This window comes from Paraburkholderia bannensis, from assembly GCF_014200455.1.
Lineage (GTDB): Bacteria > Pseudomonadota > Gammaproteobacteria > Burkholderiales > Burkholderiaceae > Paraburkholderia > Paraburkholderia bannensis_A.
The window spans coordinates 1-22,021 of the sequence record NZ_JACHBW010000016.1; the positions used below are offsets into that span (position 1 = coordinate 1).

Here is a 22,021-nt window from a genome sequence, read left to right on the forward strand (position 1 = left end):
CCACTCTTCGTCCGATACGTCCGTTGGGTAGGGTCTGCGTTTTTTCATCCCGCCAGGGTACCAGGTCTGGCCGAAAGTTCATAACACCTTCTAGATGGCGAACCCGAACATGGAAACAGCCGCAAAGCATCAAAAGCAGCAGCAAAAGCAAGCAGCAGTTGATCAAGCAGTAAGTTCGCGCATCATTTGATGCAAACTAAAAAACCGCGCGATCCATGCCGAGCAATCTTCGTGCCCCATGCGGGGATGCCGGCCCTCGTAGCACGCGGCGCTTTTTAACAGGGCGCTGCGAGGACCATTGATTATCTTCTCTCGCGGATATACAGGATGACTAAGCGTATTGCATTGGTGACGGGTGGTATGGGCGGCCTTGGCGAGGCCATCAGCGTACGTCTGCACGACGCCGGCTACAAGGTCGTGGTGACGCATTCGCCAGACAACGCAGGAGCAAAGGACTGGTTGGCGCGTCACTCGGACGCGGGCCGCGATTTTCACGCGTACTCGGTGGACGTGGCCGACTACGATTCGTGCCAGCGCGGCGCCAGAAAAATTCAGAACGATATCGGCCCGATCGATATTCTGGTCAATAACGCCGGCATCACGCGCGACATGACCTTCCGCAAGCTCGACAAGGTCAATTGGGACGCCGTGCTGCGCACTAACCTGGATTCGATCTTCAATATTTGCAAGCCGCTGTGCGACTCCATGGTGGAGCGCTCGTGGGGGCGCATCATCAATATATCGTCGGTGAATGGCTCGAAGGGTTCGGTCGGCCAGACCAACTATGCGGCCGCGAAGGCCGGCATGCACGGTTTCACGAAGTCGCTGGCACTCGAAGTGGCGCGCAAGGGCGTGACGGTCAACACGATCTCGCCGGGCTATCTGGCGACGAAAATGGTCACGGCGATTCCGCAGGACATTCTCGATTCGAAGATCCTGCCGCAGATCCCGATGGGCCGCCTGGGCAATCCGGACGAAGTGGCCGCACTCGTGCTGTTCCTGTGCTCGGACGACGCCGGTTTCGTGACGGGAGCGAATATCCCCATCAACGGCGGCCAGCACATGCAGTAACACGGGATGGCAGTCAGGCCGCGCAGCGCTGCTGCGTGGCCACCATCGATTCATTCGCGCCGGCACTTTGCAGTGTCGGCGTTTTTTTACGCCTGATTACGCCCTCTTTCGGTCGAGCGCGAACGAGGCCATCAATACAACGATGCCGAGCGCCGCGAGAATCGCCCCCACCCAGCCCGTGGCGAGCCAGCCGAAACCCGCCGCGATCACGATGCCGCCCAGCCACGCACCCAGCGCATTGGCGATATTGAACGCACTGTGATTGAGGGCGGCTGCGAGCGATTGCGCGTCGCCCGCCACGTCCATCAAACGCGACTGGAAGGCAGGCGTGCAGGCGGAACCGAAGCCCACGCAGAACAGCACCGGCAGCATCAGCCACAGATGCGGCGCGGCGGCGACGAACACCAGCAGCACGACGGCGGTGAATGCGTACATGCCCAGCATCGTGCGCTTGAGCCAGCGGTCCGCGAACCAGCCGCAGGCCATATTGCCGATGATCATGCCAAGGCCGATCAGCGCCAGCGCCCAGGGCACGTGGTAGCTCGGCAGATGCGTGACTTCGGTGAGCGTGGACGCGACATAGCTGTATACCGAGAAGATCCCGCCGAAACCCACCGCCGAGGCCAGCAAGGTGAGCAGCACTTGGGGACGGCCCAGCGCACCCAGTTCGGTGAGTGGGCTGGCCTTGCTCGACATCGGCAAGGTGGGCACCGAATACGCGATCATGCCCGCCGTGATCAGCGCGATGACCGCGACCGACGCGAAGCAGGCTTGCCAGCCCAGTGCCTGGCCCAGCCAGGTGGCGGCGGGTACGCCAATCACATTGGCCACGCTCAGGCCCAGCATGACCTTGCCGATTGCCGCGCCACGTTTATGCGGCGGCACGAGTGCGGCTGCCGCGAGCGCGGCGAGACCGAAATACGCGCCGTGCGGCAGACCGGCAATAAAACGGCTCGCGAGTGCGAAACCGTAGCTATGGAAAACCGCGGTCGCGCCATTGCCGAGCGCGTACAACAGCATCAGCAAGATCAGCAACGCGCGGCGCGGCATTCTCGCGAGCAGCACGGTAATGAGCGGCGCACCGACCACCACGCCGGCAGCGTAGGCGCTGATCATATGGCCGGCTTGCGGAATCGTGACATGCAGATCGCCGGCCATCTCCGGAAGAATGCCCATGGCAGCGAATTCGGCCGTGCCGATCGCAAAGCCGCCGAGCGCCAGCGAAAGTTCGGCGAGGCCGAGTCCATGAGGCGGCTCGATAAGCGCGGACGCGCCGCCGGGTTCGGCAGCCTCCGCGCGAAGGGGTGTTTCTGCAGGTGCGTTCATCGGTCAGGTCTAAAGCGAAGTTTGGAGCGGTCTAAAAGCGCGGTTTAAAAGTTGGATGGGATCGAATGTGATCGATAACACCGGGCGCGCGAACGTCATGATGAATGGCGTTCATGACGCAAAGGCCACGCAAGGCAAGATCGTAAGCGACGAAAAACGACAGAAAGCGATACGCAGGACCTCTGCCACGTGCATCGCATGCAAGGTTGGCTGGCGAACTGGCCGGGTGTAAAAATGGGGTGTAAAAACAACAGCGGCCGGCGGAATCGAAAAGCGGAAAGTCACCCGGCAAGATTCATCCGCAGCGCGCATTCTAGATCATCTGATGTATCCACGCAGAGCGTGCAGCGTCAACCAACGCAATGCGCGACCCGCGGAAACCCATTCGTCTGCACGCGCACAATCTTTTGCCAGACAACTGACTATTAGGTCTATTGCTCATAATTACTGGCGCATCGCGAGGCGCGCCATCGCGTTTGAGTTGCGTTTGAGTCGCGTCGGGGGCGGCCTGCACGCAGCAAGTTTCATTTTTTCAAATTCTGTATGCTGAAGTTCGAAAGCATTTCGCGCGCCTTTTTTGCACTCTTTCACGAGATCGAAAGTAACCGGATGAAAGGAATCGGAAAAAATTTGTGGTCTTTTAAGTGCTATTGGGCCTGCGAATTGCTGAATGTCATCCATTGAGTTTGCACCCGCGGGCTTTTTCCCGCCATAATCCGGATTGCCACGATGGCAATTGCCGATATGGACCAGACCAAACTTCGCCATGCAAACGAAGTTTCAGAGCTGTCTGGAGACGAAATCCTATAAGGGAGGTGAGTATGGTGACTTTGGACGCGATCAACCTGAAGATCGCTAAGCTGCAAAAACAGGCGGAAACGCTTGCGAATAAGCAGACATCGGTGGGTCTCACGAAGATTCGTGACCTGATGCACAAGCATGGCTTGAGCGTCGCCGATATTGAATCGTTCGTTGGTAAGAAGCGCGGCCGCAAGCCGGGCGTCGCGGCCGCCAATGGCGCGGCAAAAGCGCCGCGCGCCGCGGTGCATCACGTTGCACCGAAATACGCGGACCCGAAAACGGGCGCGACGTGGACCGGCCGTGGCCGTGCGCCGCTGTGGATTCGCGACGTAAAAGACCGCTCGAAATTCCTGATCGAAGGTGCACCGACTGCCGCCGCACCGAAGGCTAAGACCACCGGCGCGAAGCGCGGCCCGAAACCCGGCTTCAAGCGTGCTGCCGCGAAGGCCGCCGCAGCGACGAAGACGGGCGCCAAGCGTGGCCGCAAGGCCGCGGCTACGGCTTCCGCTCCCGCTCCCGCGAAAAAGACGCGTGCGCCCCGCAAGCCGCGCGCCGTTGCCGTGGAAGCCGCTGCCGCTCCGGCCGCAGCAGCTTAAATAGCGCAAAGCTTGTTGAAGTACAGGCCGACCGCCGGAATGGCGCGACCGGCCTTTACGATGGATTCTGGAAGCTGGCGCAATGCCGGCTCTCATAATCCGCCCGATTGGGTTTACCGTACTCCAGTATTGGCTGAATTCGCCGGACGTCCATTGCGGACGTCCGGGCTCTTTGCGGCTCCTGGCTGTTATGCCGCGTCGCTTCGCTGTCACCGCCCACGCCATGCCCAGGAAAAGATCCAGCGTCTGGCTTCGAGGTTTAGACCTGCTCGCAAGCGTCATGGCGCCGCCGAAAAAGGCTACCCGGCGTAAAACCGCAGCTGTCAAACTCTCGACGAACGCCACTGTAAAACGCGCGTCGTCTGCATCGGGTGCGTCTCAGAGCGCAACGCCAAAACCTCGCTCGAAAGCGCCGCCAAAGTCATCGCCGAAGATATTGTCCAGCGCATCGCCGCCGGCATTGCCGGGCCGCTGGCTACGCTCGTTTCATTCCGCGCCGCCCACTGCTGGACGTCTGGTCAATCACCTGGCTTACGCGCTGTATTTACCCGCATCCGTCGAATTCACCGTCAATTTGCCGCTCGTTGTCATGCTGCACGGCTGCAAACAGACCGCGGAATCGTTCGCGCGCGGCACGCGTATTTGCCAACGCGCCGAGCGAGCCGGCTTCGCCGTGCTGCTGCCGGAGCAGGCTAAAACCGCGCACGCGCAAGGCTGCTGGCACTGGCATGACGATCCCGCCCATACGGAAGCGCCCTCGGTGGCTTCGCTGATCGAGGCGATTGTCGGGCAATATGGTTTTGACGCGCAGCGCATTTATCTGGCGGGGATTTCGGCGGGTGCGGGTTTGGCGGCGGCGCTGGCGATTGAACGTCCGCAATTGTTTGCCGCTGTGGGCCTGCATTCCGGGCCGGTATTCGGCGCGGCGACGTCCACCATGACGGCGATGAGCGTGATGCGCCGCGGCACACGGGAAAATCCCGTGCACCTGATCGATGCGCGCGTGGATGTCAATCACTATCCCGGCATGCCCACCATCATCGTGCACGGCGAACTCGACGCAGTGGTGGCAAAGCGCAATGCGGAGCAATTGACGCTTGAATTCGCCCGCCTGAACCGGCTGGTGGATGCACAAGGCGAATTACGCGTAGGCGAGCAGCGCTTTTATAGCCGCGATGGCGCGGACTATACCGATTACGTAAAAGGCGGCCGCAATGTGGTGCGCCTATGCGTGGTGCGCGGGCTGGGTCACGCCTGGAGCGGCGGCGACCCAAGCGAGCCATTTCATTCGGCGCGCGGGCCGGACGCCACGGGTTTGCTGTGGAATTTTTTCAGACGCCAGCACCGAATGACATAAACGCGGCGCTGGAATGGCGATTCAAACCTCAATCAGGCGACGCAGTTTATCGCCTGCGAGGGGCATGTCCCGCACGCGGGCGCATTCGCTGCCCTGCGTCTGCGCAATGCCAAGGCGATGCGCGAGTATCACCAGTTCCGCGAACGAGCGCGCCTGCATCTTGCGCATCGCGCTGCCGCGATGGATCTTCACCGTGACCTCGCTGATGCCTAGTTCATCGGCGATCTGCTTGTTCATCCTGCCCGAGGCCGCGAGCGCCATCACCTCGCGCTCGCGCTGCGACATCGACTCGAAACGCGTGGCCACGTCCTGATTGGCGCGCTTCGCTGCGCGCCGCGCGCGGTCGCGTTCCAGCGACACCGCAATCGCGTCCAGAAAATCCTGATCCCGAAACGGCTTGGTGAGGAAGTCAGTTGCGCCTGCCTTCATCACGCGCACGCTCATCGGCACATCGCCGTGGCCGGTGATGACGATGACGGGGATCGGGTCGCCCACGGCGTTGAGCGTGTCCTGCAGCGAGAGGCCGCTATTGCCGCGCAGACGCACGTCGAGCACGAGGCAACATGGCTCGTCGCCGCGCGCAAAGTCGAGAAATGCCTGCGCGTTGAGGAAGCCGCGCGCGCCAAGCCCCACCGAGTGCACCAGCATGCAGAGCGCTTCGTTGACGGACGCGTCGTCGTCGACGATATAGACCGTCGGCGTGTCACGAAGAGGAGGGGCGTCGGTGCTGGACAGCGGGTTCACGTTTGAGTTCCGGATGCGCACGCATGGATGGGACGGCGTGTGTATAAAGGCATCCTAACGTGGCGTTAACCCGGCGTCTTGTCGCTTATTGAACCGTTTTGGCGAAAATGGTGCGACAAATCTTCGGCGCTGGCAGAGCCGAGGTTCGTCGCAGCGTTCCGCCGCCGCCAGGTGCCGGGCGCGGTACCCACCGCCTTGGAGAACATGCGCGTGAAGTGCGTCTGATCGGAAAAACCGCAGGCATTGGCGATTTCCACCAGCGAGAGCGCGCTATGCGCGAGCATGCCTTGCGCCTGTGCAATGCGTTGCGAGAGTTGCCACTGATAAGGCGTATAGCCCGTCGAGCCGCGAAACGCGCGGATGAAATAGCTGGACGAAAGGCGGCATTCGGCGGCGATGGCCTCGACCGAGATGCCGGCGCTTGCGCCCGCGCCTTCGAGCAGCAGTTCCTTGGCGCGCGTCTCCTGCCAGCGCGACAGCGTCGCGCGCCGCGATGACGAGCGCGCACTCACGCCGCCGTAGTGCGCGACCAGATGCTGCCCCATGGCCAGGCCAATCTGTTCGAGAAAGAGCGGGCTGTGCGCCTCGGGGCGCTCGAAGGCGGGCAGGAGCGCACGCGAGAGATGGCCGAAAACGTCGTCGCGCTGGCCGACGACGCGCGCAAGACCCGTCACGCGATGGCGCGAGGCATCCGCGCCCATGCGCTCCAGCCAGGCGCGCGGCACTTCCACGAGCACGAAGTCGAACGAGCCGGATAGATCGGCGCGATAGTTGTCATCGAAATCGCGCACGTAGAGCGCGTGCTCGCCAAAGTCATGGGCGCTCGCGGCTCCGCCGCGCATGATGCGCCGCTGATGCCCGCCTTGCAGCGAGACACCGACGAGAAAACCGCGATCCTCTGCCTGTGTCTCGACCTGGCCGAAGATGCGCTCGCGCGCATGTTTGCGGTGCAGATTCAACTCGCCCGCGTCGAGTTGCTGGCTCAGCGCGAGCCGTTCGAGCGAGCAGCCGAAGCCGTCGCGTGGGGAGTTGGCGCGCGGGGAGGGAGTCTCGGTGGTCACGGGCACGGTCTCCAGGAGCGTCGATACCGGCGCGGCAAGCCAGCGCCGTCGGAGTGGAAGTATAGGGCATGTCAGATTTTCGGGTGAGGCGTGTCGTGAATCGCCGATTAATCGTCGGAATTAATCATCGGATTTAATCGCCGATATGCGCGCCGCTTCGCATTCCAGACAAAGACCGCTATGCGGATTCAGCCACGGCGCCACGCCACTCATACTTTGGTATTAATCGTGCGCGCAGTGCCCAGAAAAATCGCCCCATTGCATGGGCGCGCCGCGTCGACGCGCTCCGCTGTGCCCGGTTTCGAAGCTGTTAGCGGTCGCGCGGCCACACCTATGGATGATGGAACAAGCTGCGGCGACACCCTACGATTCGCTTAACGACACGGTTCGCCAGCGTCAGGACGGCGGCGCGACAAAGCGATTCCGCGATCGGGCGATCAGACGAAATTAGACGAGAAGGGGAGAAAGATGACGAGGAAACCATGCACCAGTTCGAGCGGGTAACAGTGTCGCTGGCGAGCCGCGAAGTCTATCTGGACGGCAAGCCCTATTCACTGAGCGCGCGCGCATTCGATATTCTCGCGCTCCTGATCGAGGCCGACGGCCGGATCGTCTCGAAGGACGCCATCCTCGACGCCGTATGGCCGAGCACCATCGTCGTCGACAACAATATCCAGGTGCATATCTCCGCGCTGCGCAAGCTGCTGGGCGGCAAGCACGGCTGGATTCGCACCGTGGCGGGCCGCGGCTACCGGCTGGCGGCGCCTGAGGAGCGCGTGCCGGCAAAGGCCGCCGCACCTGCACCTGTACTTGCGGCCGTGCCTGCGCCGCGTGACGCGCTGTGGCCCAGCGCCGTGCCCCGCATGCCGCTGATCGGCCGCGACGATCAACTCGCCGGACTGCTCGCGCTGCTCGACACCGAACCCATGCTGACGCTCGCGGGCGCGGGCGGCGTGGGCAAGAGCGCGCTGGCGTGCGAGCTGGCCTACGCGCGCAGCGCCGGCACCGGGGCCGGCATCCGCTATATCGACTTTTGCGCGGAAATCGCTCATTGCGCGGCGCAGGCCGTGCCGCCTCTGCCGAACTTCGATCAGGCCGCCGCCGCACGCCACACGATCTTCGTCGTGGACGGCTGCGAGTGCGCAATCGACGAGGCCGCTGCGTTCTGTCATGCGTTGAGCGCAGCCTACCCGCATGCGCGCGTGGTGGCGACGAGTCGCGAGCCGCTGCGTATCGCCGGGGAGCGCGTCTATCGCGTGGCGCCGCTTGCGCTGCCGCCGCTGGAAGCGAGCGAAGCCCGCCTGCGCGCGAGCCCCGCCGTGCAGCTCTTTCTGCGTCACGTGTGCGCGGGCGAAACCGGCAACCCGATGGCCACGCCGCCGCTGGGGATGGTCGCGTCGCTATGCCGCCTGCTGGATGGGCTGCCGCTCGCGCTGGAACTGGCCGCGCGGCGCGCCGCCTTGATCGGCGTGGGGCCGCTGCTCGGGCAACTCGACACGCAGTTGCTCGCCATGCCCAATGGCCTGCGCGGCGTGCCCGCGCGGCAGCGCACGCTGGGCGCGACGCTCGAATGGAGTCATGCGCGGCTCGATGCCATCGAACAGACGGTGTTGCGCCGTATCGCGTTGTTCGAAGGCGCGTTCGACCTCGACGCGGCGACGCAACTCGCAGCCTGCGACCGGTTCGACGCGGATCTGGTGATCGAAGGATTGAGCGGGCTGGTATCGAAATCGCTTCTGCTGGCCGAGCCGCACGAGGCGACGGCGGCGATGCGCTATTGCCTGCCGCGCGTGACGCGCGCGTTCGCGCTCGACAAGCTGGCGCAAGCGGACGATGCACGCTGGCTGGAACGCGCGAATGCCGCCGCTACGCGGGAATCGGCGGCTTTTTTCGCGCCACTTTCTTCGCTGCCTGAAAAGAATACGTTGCTGGCCATTGCCGCATAAATCGCAATCGGACAACGCGGCTTCATCGCCTTTCAGGATTCTTCAGGTTTCGATAAGGACTTCCGTTTCCGTCATCGTTAAGCTGCCGTCAGGCATGCGGATTCGTTCGCATCGCTATCGAAAACCACGCAGCTTAAACGTTCGACGGAGAGAAATCGCATGACCTCGCGCATGACCACCCAGCAGATCCACTCGACCCCCGCCTCGGCCACGCGCCGCCGTCTGCTTTCCGCGAGCGCTGGCGTGGCCGGCGCCGTCGCCGCCATGTCGAGCCTGAGCGCCAGCGCCGCAACGGCAGCAGGCGCAGCGGGCGCAACTCACGCGCACGGCACGGGCCACCACCACGGCGGCGGCTTCGTCAACGCCAAGGACGGCACGCCGATCTATTTCAAGGACTGGGGTAGCGGCACACCGGTGGTGTTCTCGCACGGTTGGCCGTTGTGCGCCGACGCGTGGGACGCGCAGATGCTCTTCCTCGTGAACCAGGGCTATCGCGTGATCGCGCATGACCGCCGTGGCCACGGCCGCTCGGGCCAGCCGTCCGAGGGCAACGATATGGATACCTATGCAGATGACCTCGCCGCCGTGCTCGACGCGCTCGACGTGAAGGGTGCGATGCTCGTGGGCCACTCGACCGGCGGCGGTGAAGTCGCGCATTACATCGGCCGCCACGGCGAAAAGCGCGTGGCCAAGGCCGTGCTGATCGGCGCGGTGCCGCCCATCATGGTGAAAACCGAAGCCAATCCGAACGGCCTGCCGATGTCGGTGTTCGACGGCATCCGCGCCGGCGTGGCCGCCAACCGTTCGCAGTTCTATCTGGATCTCGCCATGCCGTTCTACGGTTTCAATCGTCCCAATGCCAAGGTCTCCCAAGGGCTGGTGCAGGACTTCTGGCGTCAGGGCATGGCCGGTTCGATCAAAGGCCAGTACGAGTGCATCAAGCAGTTTTCGGAAGTCGATTACACCGAAGACCTGAAGAAGATCAGCGTGCCAACGCTGATCCTGCACGGCGACGACGACCAGATCGTGCCCATCGACGACTCGGCGAAGCTCTCGGCGAAGATCGTCAAAAACGCCACGCTCAAGGTCTACGCGGGCGCGCCGCATGGCATGTGCAGCACGCACGTCGATCAGGTCAATCAGGATCTGCTGGCGTTTCTGAAGGCGTAATCGCCGCGCGTCTACAGCACGCGCAAGACCTTAATGAAAGCCGCCCGGTAGCGATATCGAGCGGCTTTTCCATTGATGCAGACAAGCGTGCCGATTTAAAGCCTCTTCATAACTCTTCAGGTTTTCGACAGGACTTTAAGGCGGGCGATCTCTAATCTGTCACCCAGATCGCGCTCCTGGCTGAATCAGGCAAAACACCGATGCAACGACAGCGCGGACACCTCCCGATCCACCCCGACACCTGAACGGAGTTTGACATGGCATTTGAACTGCTGACCCCCGACACCTGCGCCCTGGCGCTGATCGACCACCAGCCGCAGATGTTCTTCGGCACGCACTCGCACGAGCGCACCACGGTCCTGCACAACGTGCAGATCCTCGCCAAGGCCGCGAAGCTCTTCAAGGTGCCGACGGTCTTCACGACCATCGCCGCCGATTCGTTCAGCGGCCATCTGCTGCCCGAAGTGCAGGCCGTGTTCCCCAATCTGAAGCCGATCGATCGCACCTCGATGAACTCGTGGGAAGACCAGGGCTTCCGTGATGCAATCAAGGCTACCGGCCGCAAGAAGATCGTGATCGCCGGTCTGTGGACCGAAGTGTGCGTCACCTTCCCGACCATCCAGATGCTGGCTGAAGGCTTCGAAATCTACGTGCCGACCGACGCATGCGGCGACATCACGGAAGAAGCGCACGAGCGCGCCGTGCAGCGCATCGTCCAGGCGGGCGCGGTGCCGATGAACTCGCTGCAGTTCATGTGCGAACTGCAACGCGACTGGGCGCGCGGCGAGACCTACGAAGGCTGCATGGACATCTTCAAGGCGCACAGCGCCTACGGCATCGGCGTGCGCTACGCGAAGCAGATTCTCGGCGAGCACGCGAGCGAGGCGGGCTGATCCGCAAGCCCCGCTAATGGCGCGTGCAGCCTGAAACGCGCCATTGCCTCGCACGCGGCGCGTGGCGCGGCGTCACGACCGTCGCCCCGCGCCCCCCCCTGCGCACGAAACCCGCACTGAATCCAGTACTCAACAGGAGAGCGTCGATGAGCGCCCTTGATCAACCTCGCCGCATCGCCGACCTGGTGATCTACAACGGCAAGATCGCTACCCAGGACGAGCGCCGCTCGTTCTCGACCGCGCTGGCCGTTGCCGACGGCAAGATCGTCGCGAGCGGCAACGATCGCGACGTCATGCAATGGGCGCGCGACGACGCACGCCGTATCGATCTGAATGGCCGCACCGTGATTCCGGGTCTCAACGACTCGCACCTGCACGTGATCCGCGGCGGCCTGAACTTCAACATGGAGCTGCGCTGGGACGGCGTGCCGTCGCTGCGCGACGCGCTGCAGATGCTGCGCGAACAGGTCGCGCGCACGCCCGCGCCGCAATGGGTGCGCGTGGTGGGCGGCTGGAACGAATTCCAGTTCGAGGAAAAGCGCGGCCCGACGCTCGAAGAAATCAACGCGATTGCACCCGATACGCCGGTCTTCATCCTTCACCTCTACGACAGCGCGCTGCTCAATGCGGCGGCGCTGCGCGCGGCAGGCTACGACCGCGACACGCCGAACCCGCCGGGCGGCGAAATCCAGCGCGACAAGCGCGGCAATCCCACCGGCATGCTGATCGCGCGCCCGAACGCGGGTCTGCTCTACGCGACGCTTGCCAAGGGCCCCAGGCTCGCGCTGGAAGATCAGAAGAATTCCTCGCGCCAGTTCATGCGCGAACTGAACCGCCTGGGCGTGACGAGCGCCATCGACGCGGGCGGCGGCTACCAGGCCTATCCGGACGACTACGAAGTCATCATGGATCTGGCGAAGAACGATCAGTTGACGGTTCGGATTGCTTACAACCTCTTCACGCAGAACGCGAAGCGCGAGATCGAAGACTTCGCGAAATGGGTGAAGACCACACGTCCCGGCGACGGCGACGATTTCCTCAAGGTCAACGGTGCGGGCGAGATGCTGGTGTTCTCGGCTGCCGACTTCGAGGACTTCCTGGAGCCGCGCCCCGATCTGCCGGACGGCATGGAGCAGGAACTCGAAGACGTCGTGCGCCTGCTGGTGCAGAACCGCTGGCCGTGGCGTTTGCACGCGACCTACGACGAATCGGTCGACCGCTTCCTCAACGTGTTCGAGCGGGTGAACAAGGACACGCCGTTCAACGGCCTGCGCTGGTTCTTCGATCACTGCGAGACGATTTCGCAACTCAATATCGAGCGCATCGCCGCGCTGGGCGGCGGCATTGCCGTGCAGCATCGCATGGCGTTTCAGGGCGAATACTTTATTTCGCGTTACGGCGCTGAAGCGGCTGCGCGCACGCCGCCGGTGCGTCAGATGCTCGAAGCGGGTCTGCCGGTGGGCGCGGGCACGGATGCCACGCGGGTGGCGAGCTACAACCCGTTTGTCTCGCTCTATTGGCTGGTCTCGGGTCGCACCGTTGGCGGCACGCCGATGTATGCGCAGCGCGATCGTCTGGAGCGCATGGAAGCGCTGCGTCGCTACACCGTGGGCAGCGCATGGTTCTCCAGCGACGAGACGAAGAAGGGCGCGCTCGTGCCGGGCCAGTACGCCGACTTCGCGGTTCTCAGCGACGACTTCTTCACGATCGACGAAGAGGCCATCAAGCATCTGAATTCGGTGCTGACGGTGGTGAACGGCCGCGTGGTCTACGCCGACGCGGAATTCACCTCGTACGGGCCGCCTGCGTTGCCGGTAAGCCCGTCGTGGTCGCCGGTGGCGGAATTTGGCGGCTATGCGCGCTACAAGCCCGTGGTGTCGAACGCAGCGAATGCGGCGAACGCCACGCTCGCGCAGTCGTGCAGCGACGCCTGCGTGAATCTGTGCGGCGTGCACAAGCATGCGCACGGCTGGGCGTGGCGCAGCGACGCGCCAGCCTCGGACGCGAATGCGTTCTGGGGCGCGCTGGGTTGCAGCTGTTTCGCGTTTTAAGTCGAGTTGCGGGTCAAGCCGAGGTCAGAGATGAAACGTTTCGAGAGCGCCGATGTTGCGCTGCTGTTCCTGCGCGTGAGCGCCAGCCTGCTCGTGCTGTTTGTGCACGGCTTGCCGAAGGCGTTGCACGTGCGCGTGCAACTTGGCGTGATCGAAGATCCGCTGCATCTGGGCAGCGCCTTCACACTGTCCTTCGCGATCTTCGCGGAGGTGGTGTGCCCGGTGCTCATGATAGTCGGCGTTTTCACGCGTCTTGCCGCGCTGCCGATTCTCGTGGTCACCGCAGTCGCTCTGTTGCTGGTCCATCCCGACTGGACGCTCGAACAAGGGCAGTTCGCCTGGATGCTGCTGATTCTGTTCGGCACGGTTGGGATCGGCGGTGCGGGGCGTTATCGCCTGACGTGGCAAAGCGCGCTGCGCGCAGCGCGCCTGACCCAACGGCGTGTGAGCCAGTCGGCCTGAACGCGCTGGCGGACTTTTTGAAATCGCGCGCCTAAGCGTGGCAAGGAGCGATCGACATGTCGTACCTCATTTCACTCGGAGCGGGCCTCGTCGTTGGCCTGCTCTATTACTTCTCGCGCGTGCAGTCGCCCGCGCCGCCGTTGATTGCCCTCGCCGGGCTGCTTGGCATCGTGATCGGCGAGCATGCGATTCCGTTCGTGCAGGCGCACTGGAACGCCCCGCAGGCGCAGACGCAAAGTGCGCCGGCGCAGCGCGATGTGTTGAGCGCGTCGCTCGACAAAGCCGATTCGACGGGCAACAAGCCATGAGCACGACGCCTGCGCAGAGCAAGGCCGTGCTCGACCCCATGCGCGGCGAGAACACCGTGCTGGCCTTTGTGGCGGGTTTCGTCGATACGCTGGGTTTCGTCGCGCTGTTCGGCCTGTTCACGGCGCACGTGACCGGCAACTTCATCATGATTGGTTCGGGCATCGCCGGTGTGAACGGCGGTCTGCTGATCAAGTGGCTGGCGTTTCCCGCCTTCGTCCTGGGCATCGTCGGTGCCCGTGTACTCGCGGACAGGTTGCACGCGCAACCTCATGCGGTGCGTGTGGGCGGCCTGTATGTGATGCAGATCGTGCTGCTCGCCGCCTTCATGATCGTGGGTCTTGCCGCCGCGCCGATCACGAACGCCGACGCGCCGCTTACGATTGCCTGTGGCCTGCTGGGCGCGGCCGGCATGGGCGTGCAGAACGCGCATCCGCGTCTGACCGCGCGCAGTGTGGTCGCCAATACCGTCATGACCGGCAACGTCACGCAGGCCGTGATCGATGTGTTCGATCTGCTGGCGCGCAGCACGCATGTCGATCGCCGCGAGGTGCGCGAACGGCTGGCCCGCACACTGCCGCCGGTGGCCGCTTTCGGCGTGGGCGCGAGCCTGGGTGCGATAGGCTGGCTGGCCGCCTCGTTCTGCGCGCTGATCGTGCCGCTTGCCTTGCTCGGTGCGATTGCCGTGTTTGCCTGTCGCGCCAACGACGGCACCGCCGCACACGCCATTCAGTAATTCCCTATTCATTTCATCAGGAGCAACACGTGTCTCTTTTCAGCCTGAACCGTCCTCTGCGCGCCATCACGGCCGCATCGCTCGTCGCCTTCGCGGCTTTGGGTCTGGCCTTCAATGCCGCCCCGGCTTTCGCCGACGATTCGCAATATCCGGCTGCCGTTGCCCAAACGCCCGCGGTTGCGGTGGCCCCGCAATACGACACGACGCATGTCTACGTTGCGAGCGCCGATATCGACGCCTTCGTCAACAGCTTCCTCGCCACCTTCGGCGGCAAGGCCTCGCCGCGCGCCGTCTTCACGGTCACGCCGACGCCCAGTAAAACGGCTTCGCAGTACGTGCAAACGCCGGTGGGCATGCTCTCCGTGTTCGCGTTCGAAACGCCGGTGCCCTATCCGTTCGGCAACGAGCGCACCGGCTATCTGGTGACCGATATCGACAAGGCCGTGCACGCCGCGCGTGCAGCGGGCGCGGACGTGATCGTCGAGCCGTTCGACGACCCCATCGGCAAGGACGCGCTGATCCAGTGGCCGGGTGGGCTCACGATGCAGCTTTACTGGCATACCAAGGCGCCGTCCTATGCGCCGCTCGAACTGGTGCCGGACAACCGCGTCTATGTATCGAAGTACGAAGCATCGAATTTCGTGCACCGTTTCGTGCGCTTCTCGCACGGCAAGGTGGTCTCGGATAACCATCATGCGGATGGCGCGGAGATCGGCAAGAGCGGGGAAACGATCCGGCGTGTGCGCATCGAATCCGCCTTCGGCAACATGCTTGTGTTCGTGACCGACGGCAAGCTGCCGTATCCGTACGGCCGCGAAACGACCGGCTACTGCGTGGCTGATCTCGATGCGACGCTCGAAAAGGCGCAGGCCGCCGGCGTGAAGGTGCTGGTCGCGCCCGCGCAAAACGTTGAAGGCCGCACGGCCATGGTGGCGTTCCCGGGCGGCTACGTCGCGGAGCTTCATCAACTGGCGAAAGCACCCGCGAAGTGAGTGAAGAGATGAGCGGCCTTCGCCCTGGCTTTCGACTTTGCCTTTCGTCGCCGATCAAACAGACGACGCGTCAGGCCGCGCTTGCCCTCGTGGCGGGCGCGCTGCTGCAGGCTGGTGCGGCCCGCGCTGAAACAGAAACGAGCGCAACGACCGAAGCCGCTTGCGATGCGAAGCGCCCGATCCCCAGCTTCAACCGCTGGCAGGAGGATTGGGGCGCGCTCGCGAAGCCTTGCGTGCCGCGCAAACCGCTGGACCGCCTCAAATACATTGCGCTGTCGAGCGATCCTGCCTGGTATCTCTCGCTGGGCGCGAATCTGCGCGAGCGCTTTGAACTGAACAACACCCCGCTATTTGGCCTGGGCGGATCGAAGCCAGATAGCTGGGTGATCCAGCGCGCCGAAGTGCATGCCGATGCGCGCTTCGGCGAGCACGTGCAGGCGTTTTTCCAGCTGGAAGATGCGCGGCCCTTCGGCAAGGACGCGGTGTCGCCGGTGGACAAGAATCCGCTCGATATCGAGCAGGCTTTTGTGGCGTTCGTGTATGGCGTCGGCCCCGGCACGTTCAAGGCGCGCGTGGGGCGTCAGGAAATGGCGTTCGACTTGCAGCGCTTCGTTTCCGTGCGCGACGGCCCGAACGTGCGTCAGGCCTTCGACGCGTTGTGGGCCGACTACGAGATCGGCAAATGGCGCTTTATCGGCTATCTAACGCAGCCGGTGCAGTACCGCGACGTGGATACCTTCGACGATGTGTCGAACAAGCATCTGAAGTTCAGCGGCGTGCGCATGGAGCGCGCGAGCGTGGGGCCAGGCGATCTGTCCGCGTACTGGTCGCGCTACGAGCGCGACAACGCGCGGTTTCTGGACGCGAGTGGTAACGAACGCCGCGATGTCTTCGATGCGCGCTATGCGGGCAAGAGCGCGCCGTTCGACTGGGACGTCGAGGCGATGGCGCAGATCGGGCACGTAGGCGCGGATACGGTTGGCGCGTGGGCGTTTGGCGCGCTGGGCGGCTACACGTTCTCTTCGTTGCCGGGCACGCCGCGCGTGGGCGTGCAGGTCGATGGCGCGTCGGGCGATCACCATCCCGGCGATGGTCACGTCGGCACATTCAATCCGCTCTTCCCGAACGGCTATTACTTCACGCTGGCGGGTTACACAGGCTATAGCAACCTGATTCATGTAAAGCCATCGCTGACGTTCAAGCTCACGCCGAAGCTCACGCTGTTGACGGCACTGGGTTTCCAGTGGCGCGACACGACGCAGGACGCCGTCTACGGGCAGGGCATGGCGACGGTGCCGGGCACGGCTGGCAAGGGCGATCTTTGGACAGGCATGTACGCACAGGTGCGCGCCGACTGGATCGTCAACGACAACGTGGCGCTGGCGCTCGAAGCCGTGCATTTCGAAGTGGGCGATTCGCTGCGGGCGCTGGGCGCGCGCAATGCCGACTATGTCGGCGTCGAAGCGAAACTCGCATGGTGAAACGCAACGCACGACACCTGTGAATGGAAACAACGAACGCGCTTATCGACAGGGGAATACCGTGAGCACGCAAAGACAAACGCAAAGTCAGAGCATTGAAATGGCGCGGCTCAATGCTGCGGTGAACGCGAACATCGACGACGCGCGCGTCTGGCGCTGGTATAGCGATCTGATGGAAGACGACCGGGTACGCTGCGAGCGCACGCGACGCGGCTGGCAGATCACCATCGACGATTGTCATACCGTGAAAGACGAATCGTTCGATTGCGCGGTGCGTCTGGCCGCGCAAACGTGGGGCGATATTGCGCGTGCGCCAGTGAAGCTCAGACGCCGCCGCAAGACGGCGGTCAGGCCGGGTGGGGCGGCGTTGCCGCAGTTCTGGTGAGGCGAGGCGAATCGGGCATTCAATCGCTGTAACGTGCAGCCAGCAGGCGCGCGCGTGCGGCGAATTCCTCGCGCAGGCTCGCGGGTTCGAGCACCTCGATCGAATCGCTCTGACCGTGCAGGAAGCGACGCAGCATGACCGATGGCTTGACGGTGGCCGTCAGCTCGAAAGAGCGCCTATCGGACGCCCATTGGATTTTCTGATCTTTGTGCAGGGTGAACTCGTTGAGCATGTGCTGGGCGGCGCTGCGTTCGTGAGGCGCGCTGCTGGCGTGGATGCGAAGCTTCAGCTGAACTTCGGCCTCCGGGAAGAAATGCAGTGCCTGTTCTTTGCTGACATAGGCGTCGAGATTGAAATTCGCGTCGCGTTCGGCGGCGTGATTCAGCGCTTTGGCCTGCTTGATCCGGTCGAGCCGGAATAGTCGCGGCCCTCCCTGTGCTGGCTCATTGACCACCAGATAGAACACGCCCGCACGATTGACGATGCCAAGTGGCGAACGGGCCTCGTAGCGTTTGGCATGCTGCGAATCATCCGCCGGCTTACGGTAGTCAAAGCTGAGTTTGCGATCGTGCAGCAAGGCATCCGAGACCTGGCGGTAGACCTCGATATCCACTGTTGGATAGACCAGCGGTTGTGCGCCGTCCATGCGCACGAACTTACGTTTCCAATTGACGCCGGCTCGTGCCAGCGTGCCATGTTTCGCTGACCTTAGCCGCGCCCGCGCCATTGCGAGGGCCGGTTCCAGCCCGGCCATTACGGCAGTCGGCAGCCCCTGATAATGGCAGCGGTCGAGCGAGACCAGCGCGATGGCGAGGTTTGTGTCGATGTGCTCCTGGCTGCTCAGCATGACCGCATTGGTGGTCTTGAACCAGCGTGCCCCGTTGGTTTCGCCCACCTTATCGACATAGGGCGCCATTCTGCGAAGCTGCCGACGAATGGTGCGCTCGTGCTTTGGCTTGTCCATCTGCGAGTTGACGAATTCGCGAATGCGGGAAAATGGTATGCCTTTTGCAGCGGCTGCATTAACGTTCGCGGCGTCTTCCACAAAAGGCAATACGGACAGCAGAATCTCTTCGAGTTCCATCGTTTCTCGCGCATAGAACGGGGCGCAAGAGTGTAGCGAAGTTTGTTTCATTGTGCGTGGACCCTCGCGAGTTCCTGGTCGATATCCTGAAGCACATCGAGTGCGCGGCCATGAAGCGCGACGGTGGCGGCACCGTGAATTTCGGCGGCATCGTCGTTGACGCGAATCAGCGGCAGACGCAGGCTTTGCGCAAACATGCGCACACCGGGCAGGGCGAGTCCCGCGCCGATCTCGATCACGACCGGATTGCGTGGACCGGCGCGCCACGTCTCCATGCGCAACCGTTGTGCGTTGGTGCGCGCAACGACCCATGCGGGGTCGGAAAACAACAAAAAATTCGGTCGGGCCAACGCGCCGCAGCGGCGGCAGCGCGGTAGCAATGGCGCGTCCGACATGGGCATGGCTGGCCAGATATGGGGCGAGCAAGGCCGCGCGCACTGGAAATGGCGGATCGAGCCGTGGCATTCGACAATCCGCTCGGGCGCGAAGCCGGCCGCCTCGAAATGCCCGTCGACGTTGCTCGTATAGACGAAGGCGCCGTGAGGCTTGCGTCGGGCCCAGTCGAGCAGCAGCCCGTGACCCGCGTGCGGAACGGCCTTTTCGCAGACGCGTAGTGCTTCGCCATAGAAGCGCCACGCTTGAGTGGGATCGGCCTCGAAGCAGCGGCCTTGGGTCCATGCGTGCAGATCGCGCTCGTGCATGTCCTCGTGCAGGAGCGTGGTCCATAGGCCGCGTGAACCGCGAAAGTCGGGCAGGCCGGAGTCCACGCTCATGCCTGCTCCAGCGGCGATGATTAGCGCATCTGCCTGGCGGATCAACTGGGAGGCATGCTGAATTGCTTTCGTGTCCATTCCATTTCCTCGGTCGATTCGGAATGGCGCAAGCATCTACCTTGATACGGTCAAACGCTGTCCTAATGCCGTTTGCTTGACGCCAGGCGAATTGGGACAGCATTTGGCCGAATTGGGTGAAATAATGCTTGCCGTCGTGCATGACGGATTTTGATGCGCGGCGCAATGAATAACACTGTGGATAAAGCTACCGGGGCCGAGGCGATGACAAAAGACGAATACGTTAAACGTGAATTCGTTGTGCAGTTTATCGAGTGGATGAGTACGAAACTGGATGATGAAACGTTTGCGCATGAGTACACGATGCGGCGAGAAAATCTGGCGTGGTCGTGCGGGAGCGTGTTTGACGCGTTTCAGAATTATCGCTGGAAGCATGACGGAGTCAATGCGCTGGGCGTACCGCATGGCGATACATTCGAATCGAATGCAACGGCGCTTGGCGCGCTGCGCGAGCAGTTGAGCAGCGCGCTGGCGGCAGGCGACGACAAGCGTGTTTGTGAGGCCGCTTGCGCGGTGATGAAATGGGGCGGCGTGACGGCGGGCAATGTCAGTTGGCTCACAGCGAATGAATCCGGTCTCGCCGCGCGCATAGCTTCAGTGCGAGACACGCTCGATCGCAACGATACGCAACATCCGCTTTTGACGGCGCCCGATCTGCGTTTCACCTCGGGCATGAGCAAGGTTTACTCGCTCGTCTGCAAAGAGTTTGTCATTTATGACAGCCGCGTCGCGGCGGCTATAGGCTGGACGATCGTCAAATTCTGCCTCGCGAAGAAGCTTGAATCCGTTCCCGCCGAATTGCAATTCCCGTGGGCGCCGGCCAAGAGTTCCCCGAACGCCTCGAATCCGCCCTTGCGCGATCCGCGGCAGAGGCAGTTCGATTTTCTGAGGCTCTATAGCGGCGTCGCTTATGCGAAGTGGAATCTGCAAGCCAGCTGGCTGCTTGCCGAAATAGCAAAGCGGTTGGTTCATGGCAGTGGCGGTTTCGCAAGTATCCAGCCAGATGCCGACAGGCTCCGCGCACTCGAAGCCGCGTTGTTCATGATTGGCTATGACCTGGGCGGCAAAGAATCAGTATCGGTCAAGCCGGATCCTGTAGTTGCCGACGAGGTGAGCGATGGTGGGGCGGGCGGGGGCGAATGGCAAGAGGGTTTTACACCCTCCAGAAAGGTTCGCTTTGAATATCGCATTGCTGCGAGCGGCATCGAAGTCCGCGACCATGAAGGTTTCACGGATGAACTCGTCAACGCAACGCTGACAACGCTTTTCGCGCTGTTTTCAACGACCCCATTCCCGCTTGCAAACGGAGCAGATTCGGTTCGCGACGGGACTGCGAGAGACGGTCTGGGCAAGTGCTACCGTGCCGCGGGTGGGTCAAATCCGCCCGATACCAGCAAGCTCGCGGCTATTTTGCAGGAATTTGAGGTGTTCAAGCGTTGCTATAGCCCTCCCGCAAAGGGTAAGCATTGGACACTCAACAAGGACGCACTCGGACTGGAGGATGGTCAGGCGAACATCCGCCCCTGGCTAGACGGGTATCTCAAAGGCGAATAGTCCCCAAAGCGTCGCTGCCTTCGCAATTTGAAGCGGCGACGCTACCCGGCGCCATCCGCTGCTACCGGTAATCCCTCCGCGCGCCAGCGCAGCATCCCGCCAGCAAGATTTGCCACCTGCGCAAACCCGGCCTTGCCAAGCAACACACTCGCCTGCGCCGACCTCACGCCCGAACGGCACACGGCGACAACGGGCCGCTCGCGGTCGAGTTCATCGATTCGTTCCATGAGTTGCGAAAGCGGCACAAGCTTCGCATCGGGTAAATGCCCGAGACAATCGATGAATTCCGCCGCCTCGCGCACATCGACGACCTGCCAGTCGTGCCCATGCTCCAGCAGCGCCATCGGCTCGATTTCCCATACGCCGCTAAAGCGCAGCGTGAGCGGCGCCCATTCGGGCGCCTCGTGCACGGGCGCGTCGCCGTCGGGCTTGCCGCAGCGCAGATTCGCTGGCACCGCCACCGCCATCAGCTTGGGATGCGGAAGGTTCAGATTGTTCATATAACCGGCGAAATCGCCGATATCGACATCGCCGCCCAGACGAGGATTGAAGCGCCGCTCTTCGGCCACGCTAGTCACCGTGATGCCGCGATAATCGTGCGCCGGATAAAGCAGGCAATTGTCGGGCAAGGTGAGGATCTGCTCGCGCACCGAGGTGAATAACTGCTCCGGACTGCCGCCCTGGAAATCCGTGCGACCGCAGCCGCGTATCAGCAGGCTGTCGCCCGTGAAAGCCATGCCGTGATCGTCCAGAACGTAGGTGAGGCAGCCGCCGGTATGACCCGGCGTCGCGCGAACCTCCAGATGACGCTTGCCGAACGTCACACGATCGCCGTGTTGCAGAGCACGATTCACGCCCTCTGCGCCCACGACGCCGGCGAGCGCGATCTCGCTACCGCTGCGCTCGCGCAGACGCCACGCGCCGGTGACGTGATCGGCGTGGACATGGGTGTCGAGCGTCGCCACCAGCTTCAGTCCCAACTCCTGCACGAGCGAGAGATCGCGCGGCACCTGCTCGTAGACCGGGTCGATCAGCAGCGCCTCGCCGCTGGCGGCGTCGCCCAGCAAGTAGGTATACGTCGACGAAACCGGATCGAAAAGCTGGCGAAAAATCATCGCGGCCTCGGCGTCATGCAGGCGTTGGGGCGCACCGAT

Annotated in this window: 21 protein-coding genes; 14 read left to right on the forward strand and 7 right to left on the reverse strand. The window is 63.0% G+C overall.

From position 1 onward, the window contains the following. Nucleotides 1-327 precede the first annotated feature (327 nt). A complete protein-coding gene (phbB, locus tag F4827_RS24560; protein ID WP_183727672.1) occupies nt 328-1,071 on the forward strand; it encodes an acetoacetyl-CoA reductase in 744 nt (247 codons plus the stop codon). A gap of 96 nt (nt 1,072-1,167) precedes the next feature. Here the strand turns inward: phbB and F4827_RS24565 are convergent, their stop codons facing one another. Both F4827_RS24565 and F4827_RS24570 read right to left on the reverse strand, forming a co-directional pair. Beyond that, nucleotides 1,168-2,397 carry an MFS transporter gene (locus F4827_RS24565; RefSeq protein WP_183727675.1) on the reverse strand — a complete coding sequence of 410 codons (1,230 nt, stop codon included), beginning with the start codon at nt 2,395-2,397 and terminating at the stop codon, nt 1,168-1,170. 444 nt (nt 2,398-2,841) lie between these two features. Next, complete coding sequence (locus tag F4827_RS24570) at nt 2,842-3,165, reverse strand: hypothetical protein (RefSeq protein ID WP_183727677.1); 324 nt, start codon at nt 3,163-3,165, stop codon at nt 2,842-2,844. Nucleotides 3,166-3,218: 53 nt separating this feature from the next. On the opposite strand from F4827_RS24570, the gene F4827_RS35865 reads away from it, so the two are divergent. Together F4827_RS35865 and F4827_RS24580 are read left to right on the forward strand one after the other, a co-directional pair. Next, the gene (locus tag F4827_RS35865; RefSeq protein ID WP_183727679.1) at nt 3,219-3,794 is read left to right on the forward strand and encodes an H-NS histone family protein; all 576 of its coding nucleotides are present in this window, start codon (nt 3,219-3,221) and stop codon (nt 3,792-3,794) included. A 223-nt stretch (nt 3,795-4,017) separates the two neighbouring features. Beyond that, a complete protein-coding gene (locus F4827_RS24580) occupies nt 4,018-5,151 on the forward strand; it encodes a PHB depolymerase family esterase (RefSeq protein WP_183727681.1) in 1,134 nt (377 codons plus the stop codon). A gap of 21 nt (nt 5,152-5,172) precedes the next feature. Here F4827_RS24580 and F4827_RS24585 read toward each other — a convergent pair whose 3' ends face one another. Further along, nucleotides 5,173-5,895 (reverse strand): LuxR C-terminal-related transcriptional regulator, encoded by a 723-nt coding sequence (locus tag F4827_RS24585; RefSeq protein WP_311674251.1) that lies wholly within the window; start codon nt 5,893-5,895, stop codon nt 5,173-5,175. Between the two features lie 65 nt (nt 5,896-5,960). Continuing rightward, nucleotides 5,961-6,956 (reverse strand): AraC family transcriptional regulator, encoded by a 996-nt coding sequence (locus tag F4827_RS35870; RefSeq protein ID WP_183727683.1) that lies wholly within the window; start codon nt 6,954-6,956, stop codon nt 5,961-5,963. Between the two features lie 482 nt (nt 6,957-7,438). Here F4827_RS35870 and F4827_RS24595 point away from each other — a divergent pair, with 482 nt between their 5' ends. The 10 genes from F4827_RS24595 to F4827_RS24640 all read left to right on the forward strand — a co-directional run bounded on the left by F4827_RS24595 (nt 7,439) and on the right by F4827_RS24640 (nt 17,378). Continuing rightward, a complete protein-coding gene (locus tag F4827_RS24595) occupies nt 7,439-8,902 on the forward strand; it encodes a winged helix-turn-helix domain-containing protein (RefSeq protein ID WP_183727685.1) in 1,464 nt (487 codons plus the stop codon). A 171-nt stretch (nt 8,903-9,073) separates the two neighbouring features. Beyond that, nucleotides 9,074-10,072 (forward strand): alpha/beta fold hydrolase, encoded by a 999-nt coding sequence (locus F4827_RS24600; protein WP_183728005.1) that lies wholly within the window; start codon nt 9,074-9,076, stop codon nt 10,070-10,072. Nucleotides 10,073-10,329: 257 nt separating this feature from the next. Beyond that, entirely contained in the window at nt 10,330-10,965 is a 636-nt protein-coding gene (locus tag F4827_RS24605) for a hydrolase (protein ID WP_183727687.1), read from the forward strand. A gap of 146 nt (nt 10,966-11,111) precedes the next feature. Next, a complete protein-coding gene (locus tag F4827_RS24610; protein WP_183727689.1) occupies nt 11,112-13,016 on the forward strand; it encodes an amidohydrolase in 1,905 nt (634 codons plus the stop codon). A 30-nt stretch (nt 13,017-13,046) separates the two neighbouring features. After that, complete coding sequence (locus F4827_RS24615) at nt 13,047-13,478, forward strand: DoxX family protein (RefSeq protein WP_183727692.1); 432 nt, start codon at nt 13,047-13,049, stop codon at nt 13,476-13,478. Nucleotides 13,479-13,534: 56 nt separating this feature from the next. Continuing rightward, on the forward strand, nt 13,535-13,786 hold the full coding sequence (locus tag F4827_RS24620) for a DUF1427 family protein (protein ID WP_183727695.1): 252 nt from the start codon (nt 13,535-13,537) through the stop codon (nt 13,784-13,786). Next, nucleotides 13,783-14,520, forward strand: a complete 738-nt coding sequence (locus tag F4827_RS24625; RefSeq protein WP_183727697.1) for a YoaK family protein — start codon at nt 13,783-13,785, stop codon at nt 14,518-14,520. Before F4827_RS24620 ends, F4827_RS24625 begins: the two co-directional genes overlap by 4 nt. A gap of 29 nt (nt 14,521-14,549) precedes the next feature. Continuing rightward, the gene (locus F4827_RS24630; RefSeq protein ID WP_183727699.1) at nt 14,550-15,512 is read left to right on the forward strand and encodes a VOC family protein; all 963 of its coding nucleotides are present in this window, start codon (nt 14,550-14,552) and stop codon (nt 15,510-15,512) included. Nucleotides 15,513-15,520: 8 nt separating this feature from the next. Further along, on the forward strand, nt 15,521-16,993 hold the full coding sequence (locus F4827_RS24635; RefSeq protein ID WP_183727701.1) for an alginate export family protein: 1,473 nt from the start codon (nt 15,521-15,523) through the stop codon (nt 16,991-16,993). Nucleotides 16,994-17,054: 61 nt separating this feature from the next. Next, on the forward strand, nt 17,055-17,378 hold the full coding sequence (locus F4827_RS24640; RefSeq protein ID WP_311674257.1) for a hypothetical protein: 324 nt from the start codon (nt 17,055-17,057) through the stop codon (nt 17,376-17,378). 19 nt (nt 17,379-17,397) lie between these two features. On the opposite strand, the gene F4827_RS24645 is transcribed toward F4827_RS24640, so the two are convergent. Beyond that, nucleotides 17,398-18,462, reverse strand: a complete 1,065-nt coding sequence (locus tag F4827_RS24645) for a YafY family protein (RefSeq protein ID WP_183727703.1) — start codon at nt 18,460-18,462, stop codon at nt 17,398-17,400. A 47-nt stretch (nt 18,463-18,509) separates the two neighbouring features. Further along, entirely contained in the window at nt 18,510-19,313 is an 804-nt protein-coding gene (locus F4827_RS24650) for a Sir2 family NAD-dependent protein deacetylase (protein ID WP_183727705.1), read from the reverse strand. A 165-nt stretch (nt 19,314-19,478) separates the two neighbouring features. Here F4827_RS24650 and F4827_RS24655 point away from each other — a divergent pair, with 165 nt between their 5' ends. Continuing rightward, the gene (locus F4827_RS24655) at nt 19,479-20,867 is read left to right on the forward strand and encodes a hypothetical protein (protein ID WP_183727706.1); all 1,389 of its coding nucleotides are present in this window, start codon (nt 19,479-19,481) and stop codon (nt 20,865-20,867) included. A gap of 41 nt (nt 20,868-20,908) precedes the next feature. On the opposite strand, the gene F4827_RS24660 is transcribed toward F4827_RS24655, so the two are convergent. After that, nucleotides 20,909-21,982 carry an MBL fold metallo-hydrolase gene (locus tag F4827_RS24660; protein WP_183727708.1) on the reverse strand — a complete coding sequence of 358 codons (1,074 nt, stop codon included), beginning with the start codon at nt 21,980-21,982 and terminating at the stop codon, nt 20,909-20,911. Between the last annotated feature and the right edge of the window lie 39 nt (nt 21,983-22,021).

Bases quoted from the DNA above. Each gene is read 5' to 3' on its own strand.
- F4827_RS24600 (WP_183728005.1), top strand. From the start codon at position 9,074: ATGACCACCCAGCAGATCCACTCGACCCCCGCCTCGGCCACGCGCCGC.
- F4827_RS24580 (WP_183727681.1), top strand. From the start codon at position 4,018: ATGCCCAGGAAAAGATCCAGCGTCTGGCTTCGAGGTTTAGACCTGCTC.
- F4827_RS24660 (WP_183727708.1), bottom strand. From the start codon at position 21,982: ATGATTTTTCGCCAGCTTTTCGATCCGGTTTCGTCGACGTATACCTAC.
- F4827_RS24610 (WP_183727689.1), top strand. From the start codon at position 11,112: ATGAGCGCCCTTGATCAACCTCGCCGCATCGCCGACCTGGTGATCTAC.
- F4827_RS24645 (WP_183727703.1), bottom strand. From the start codon at position 18,462: ATGGAACTCGAAGAGATTCTGCTGTCCGTATTGCCTTTTGTGGAAGAC.
- F4827_RS24605 (WP_183727687.1), top strand. From the start codon at position 10,330: ATGGCATTTGAACTGCTGACCCCCGACACCTGCGCCCTGGCGCTGATC.
- F4827_RS35865 (WP_183727679.1), top strand. From the start codon at position 3,219: ATGGTGACTTTGGACGCGATCAACCTGAAGATCGCTAAGCTGCAAAAA.
- F4827_RS24595 (WP_183727685.1), top strand. From the start codon at position 7,439: ATGCACCAGTTCGAGCGGGTAACAGTGTCGCTGGCGAGCCGCGAAGTC.
- F4827_RS24635 (WP_183727701.1), top strand. From the start codon at position 15,521: ATGAGCGGCCTTCGCCCTGGCTTTCGACTTTGCCTTTCGTCGCCGATC.
- phbB (WP_183727672.1), top strand. From the start codon at position 328: ATGACTAAGCGTATTGCATTGGTGACGGGTGGTATGGGCGGCCTTGGC.
- F4827_RS24620 (WP_183727695.1), top strand. From the start codon at position 13,535: ATGTCGTACCTCATTTCACTCGGAGCGGGCCTCGTCGTTGGCCTGCTC.
- F4827_RS24565 (WP_183727675.1), bottom strand. From the start codon at position 2,397: ATGAACGCACCTGCAGAAACACCCCTTCGCGCGGAGGCTGCCGAACCC.
- F4827_RS24615 (WP_183727692.1), top strand. From the start codon at position 13,047: ATGAAACGTTTCGAGAGCGCCGATGTTGCGCTGCTGTTCCTGCGCGTG.
- F4827_RS24655 (WP_183727706.1), top strand. From the start codon at position 19,479: ATGAATAACACTGTGGATAAAGCTACCGGGGCCGAGGCGATGACAAAA.
- F4827_RS24650 (WP_183727705.1), bottom strand. From the start codon at position 19,313: ATGGACACGAAAGCAATTCAGCATGCCTCCCAGTTGATCCGCCAGGCA.
- F4827_RS24570 (WP_183727677.1), bottom strand. From the start codon at position 3,165: ATGGCGAAGTTTGGTCTGGTCCATATCGGCAATTGCCATCGTGGCAAT.
- F4827_RS24625 (WP_183727697.1), top strand. From the start codon at position 13,783: ATGAGCACGACGCCTGCGCAGAGCAAGGCCGTGCTCGACCCCATGCGC.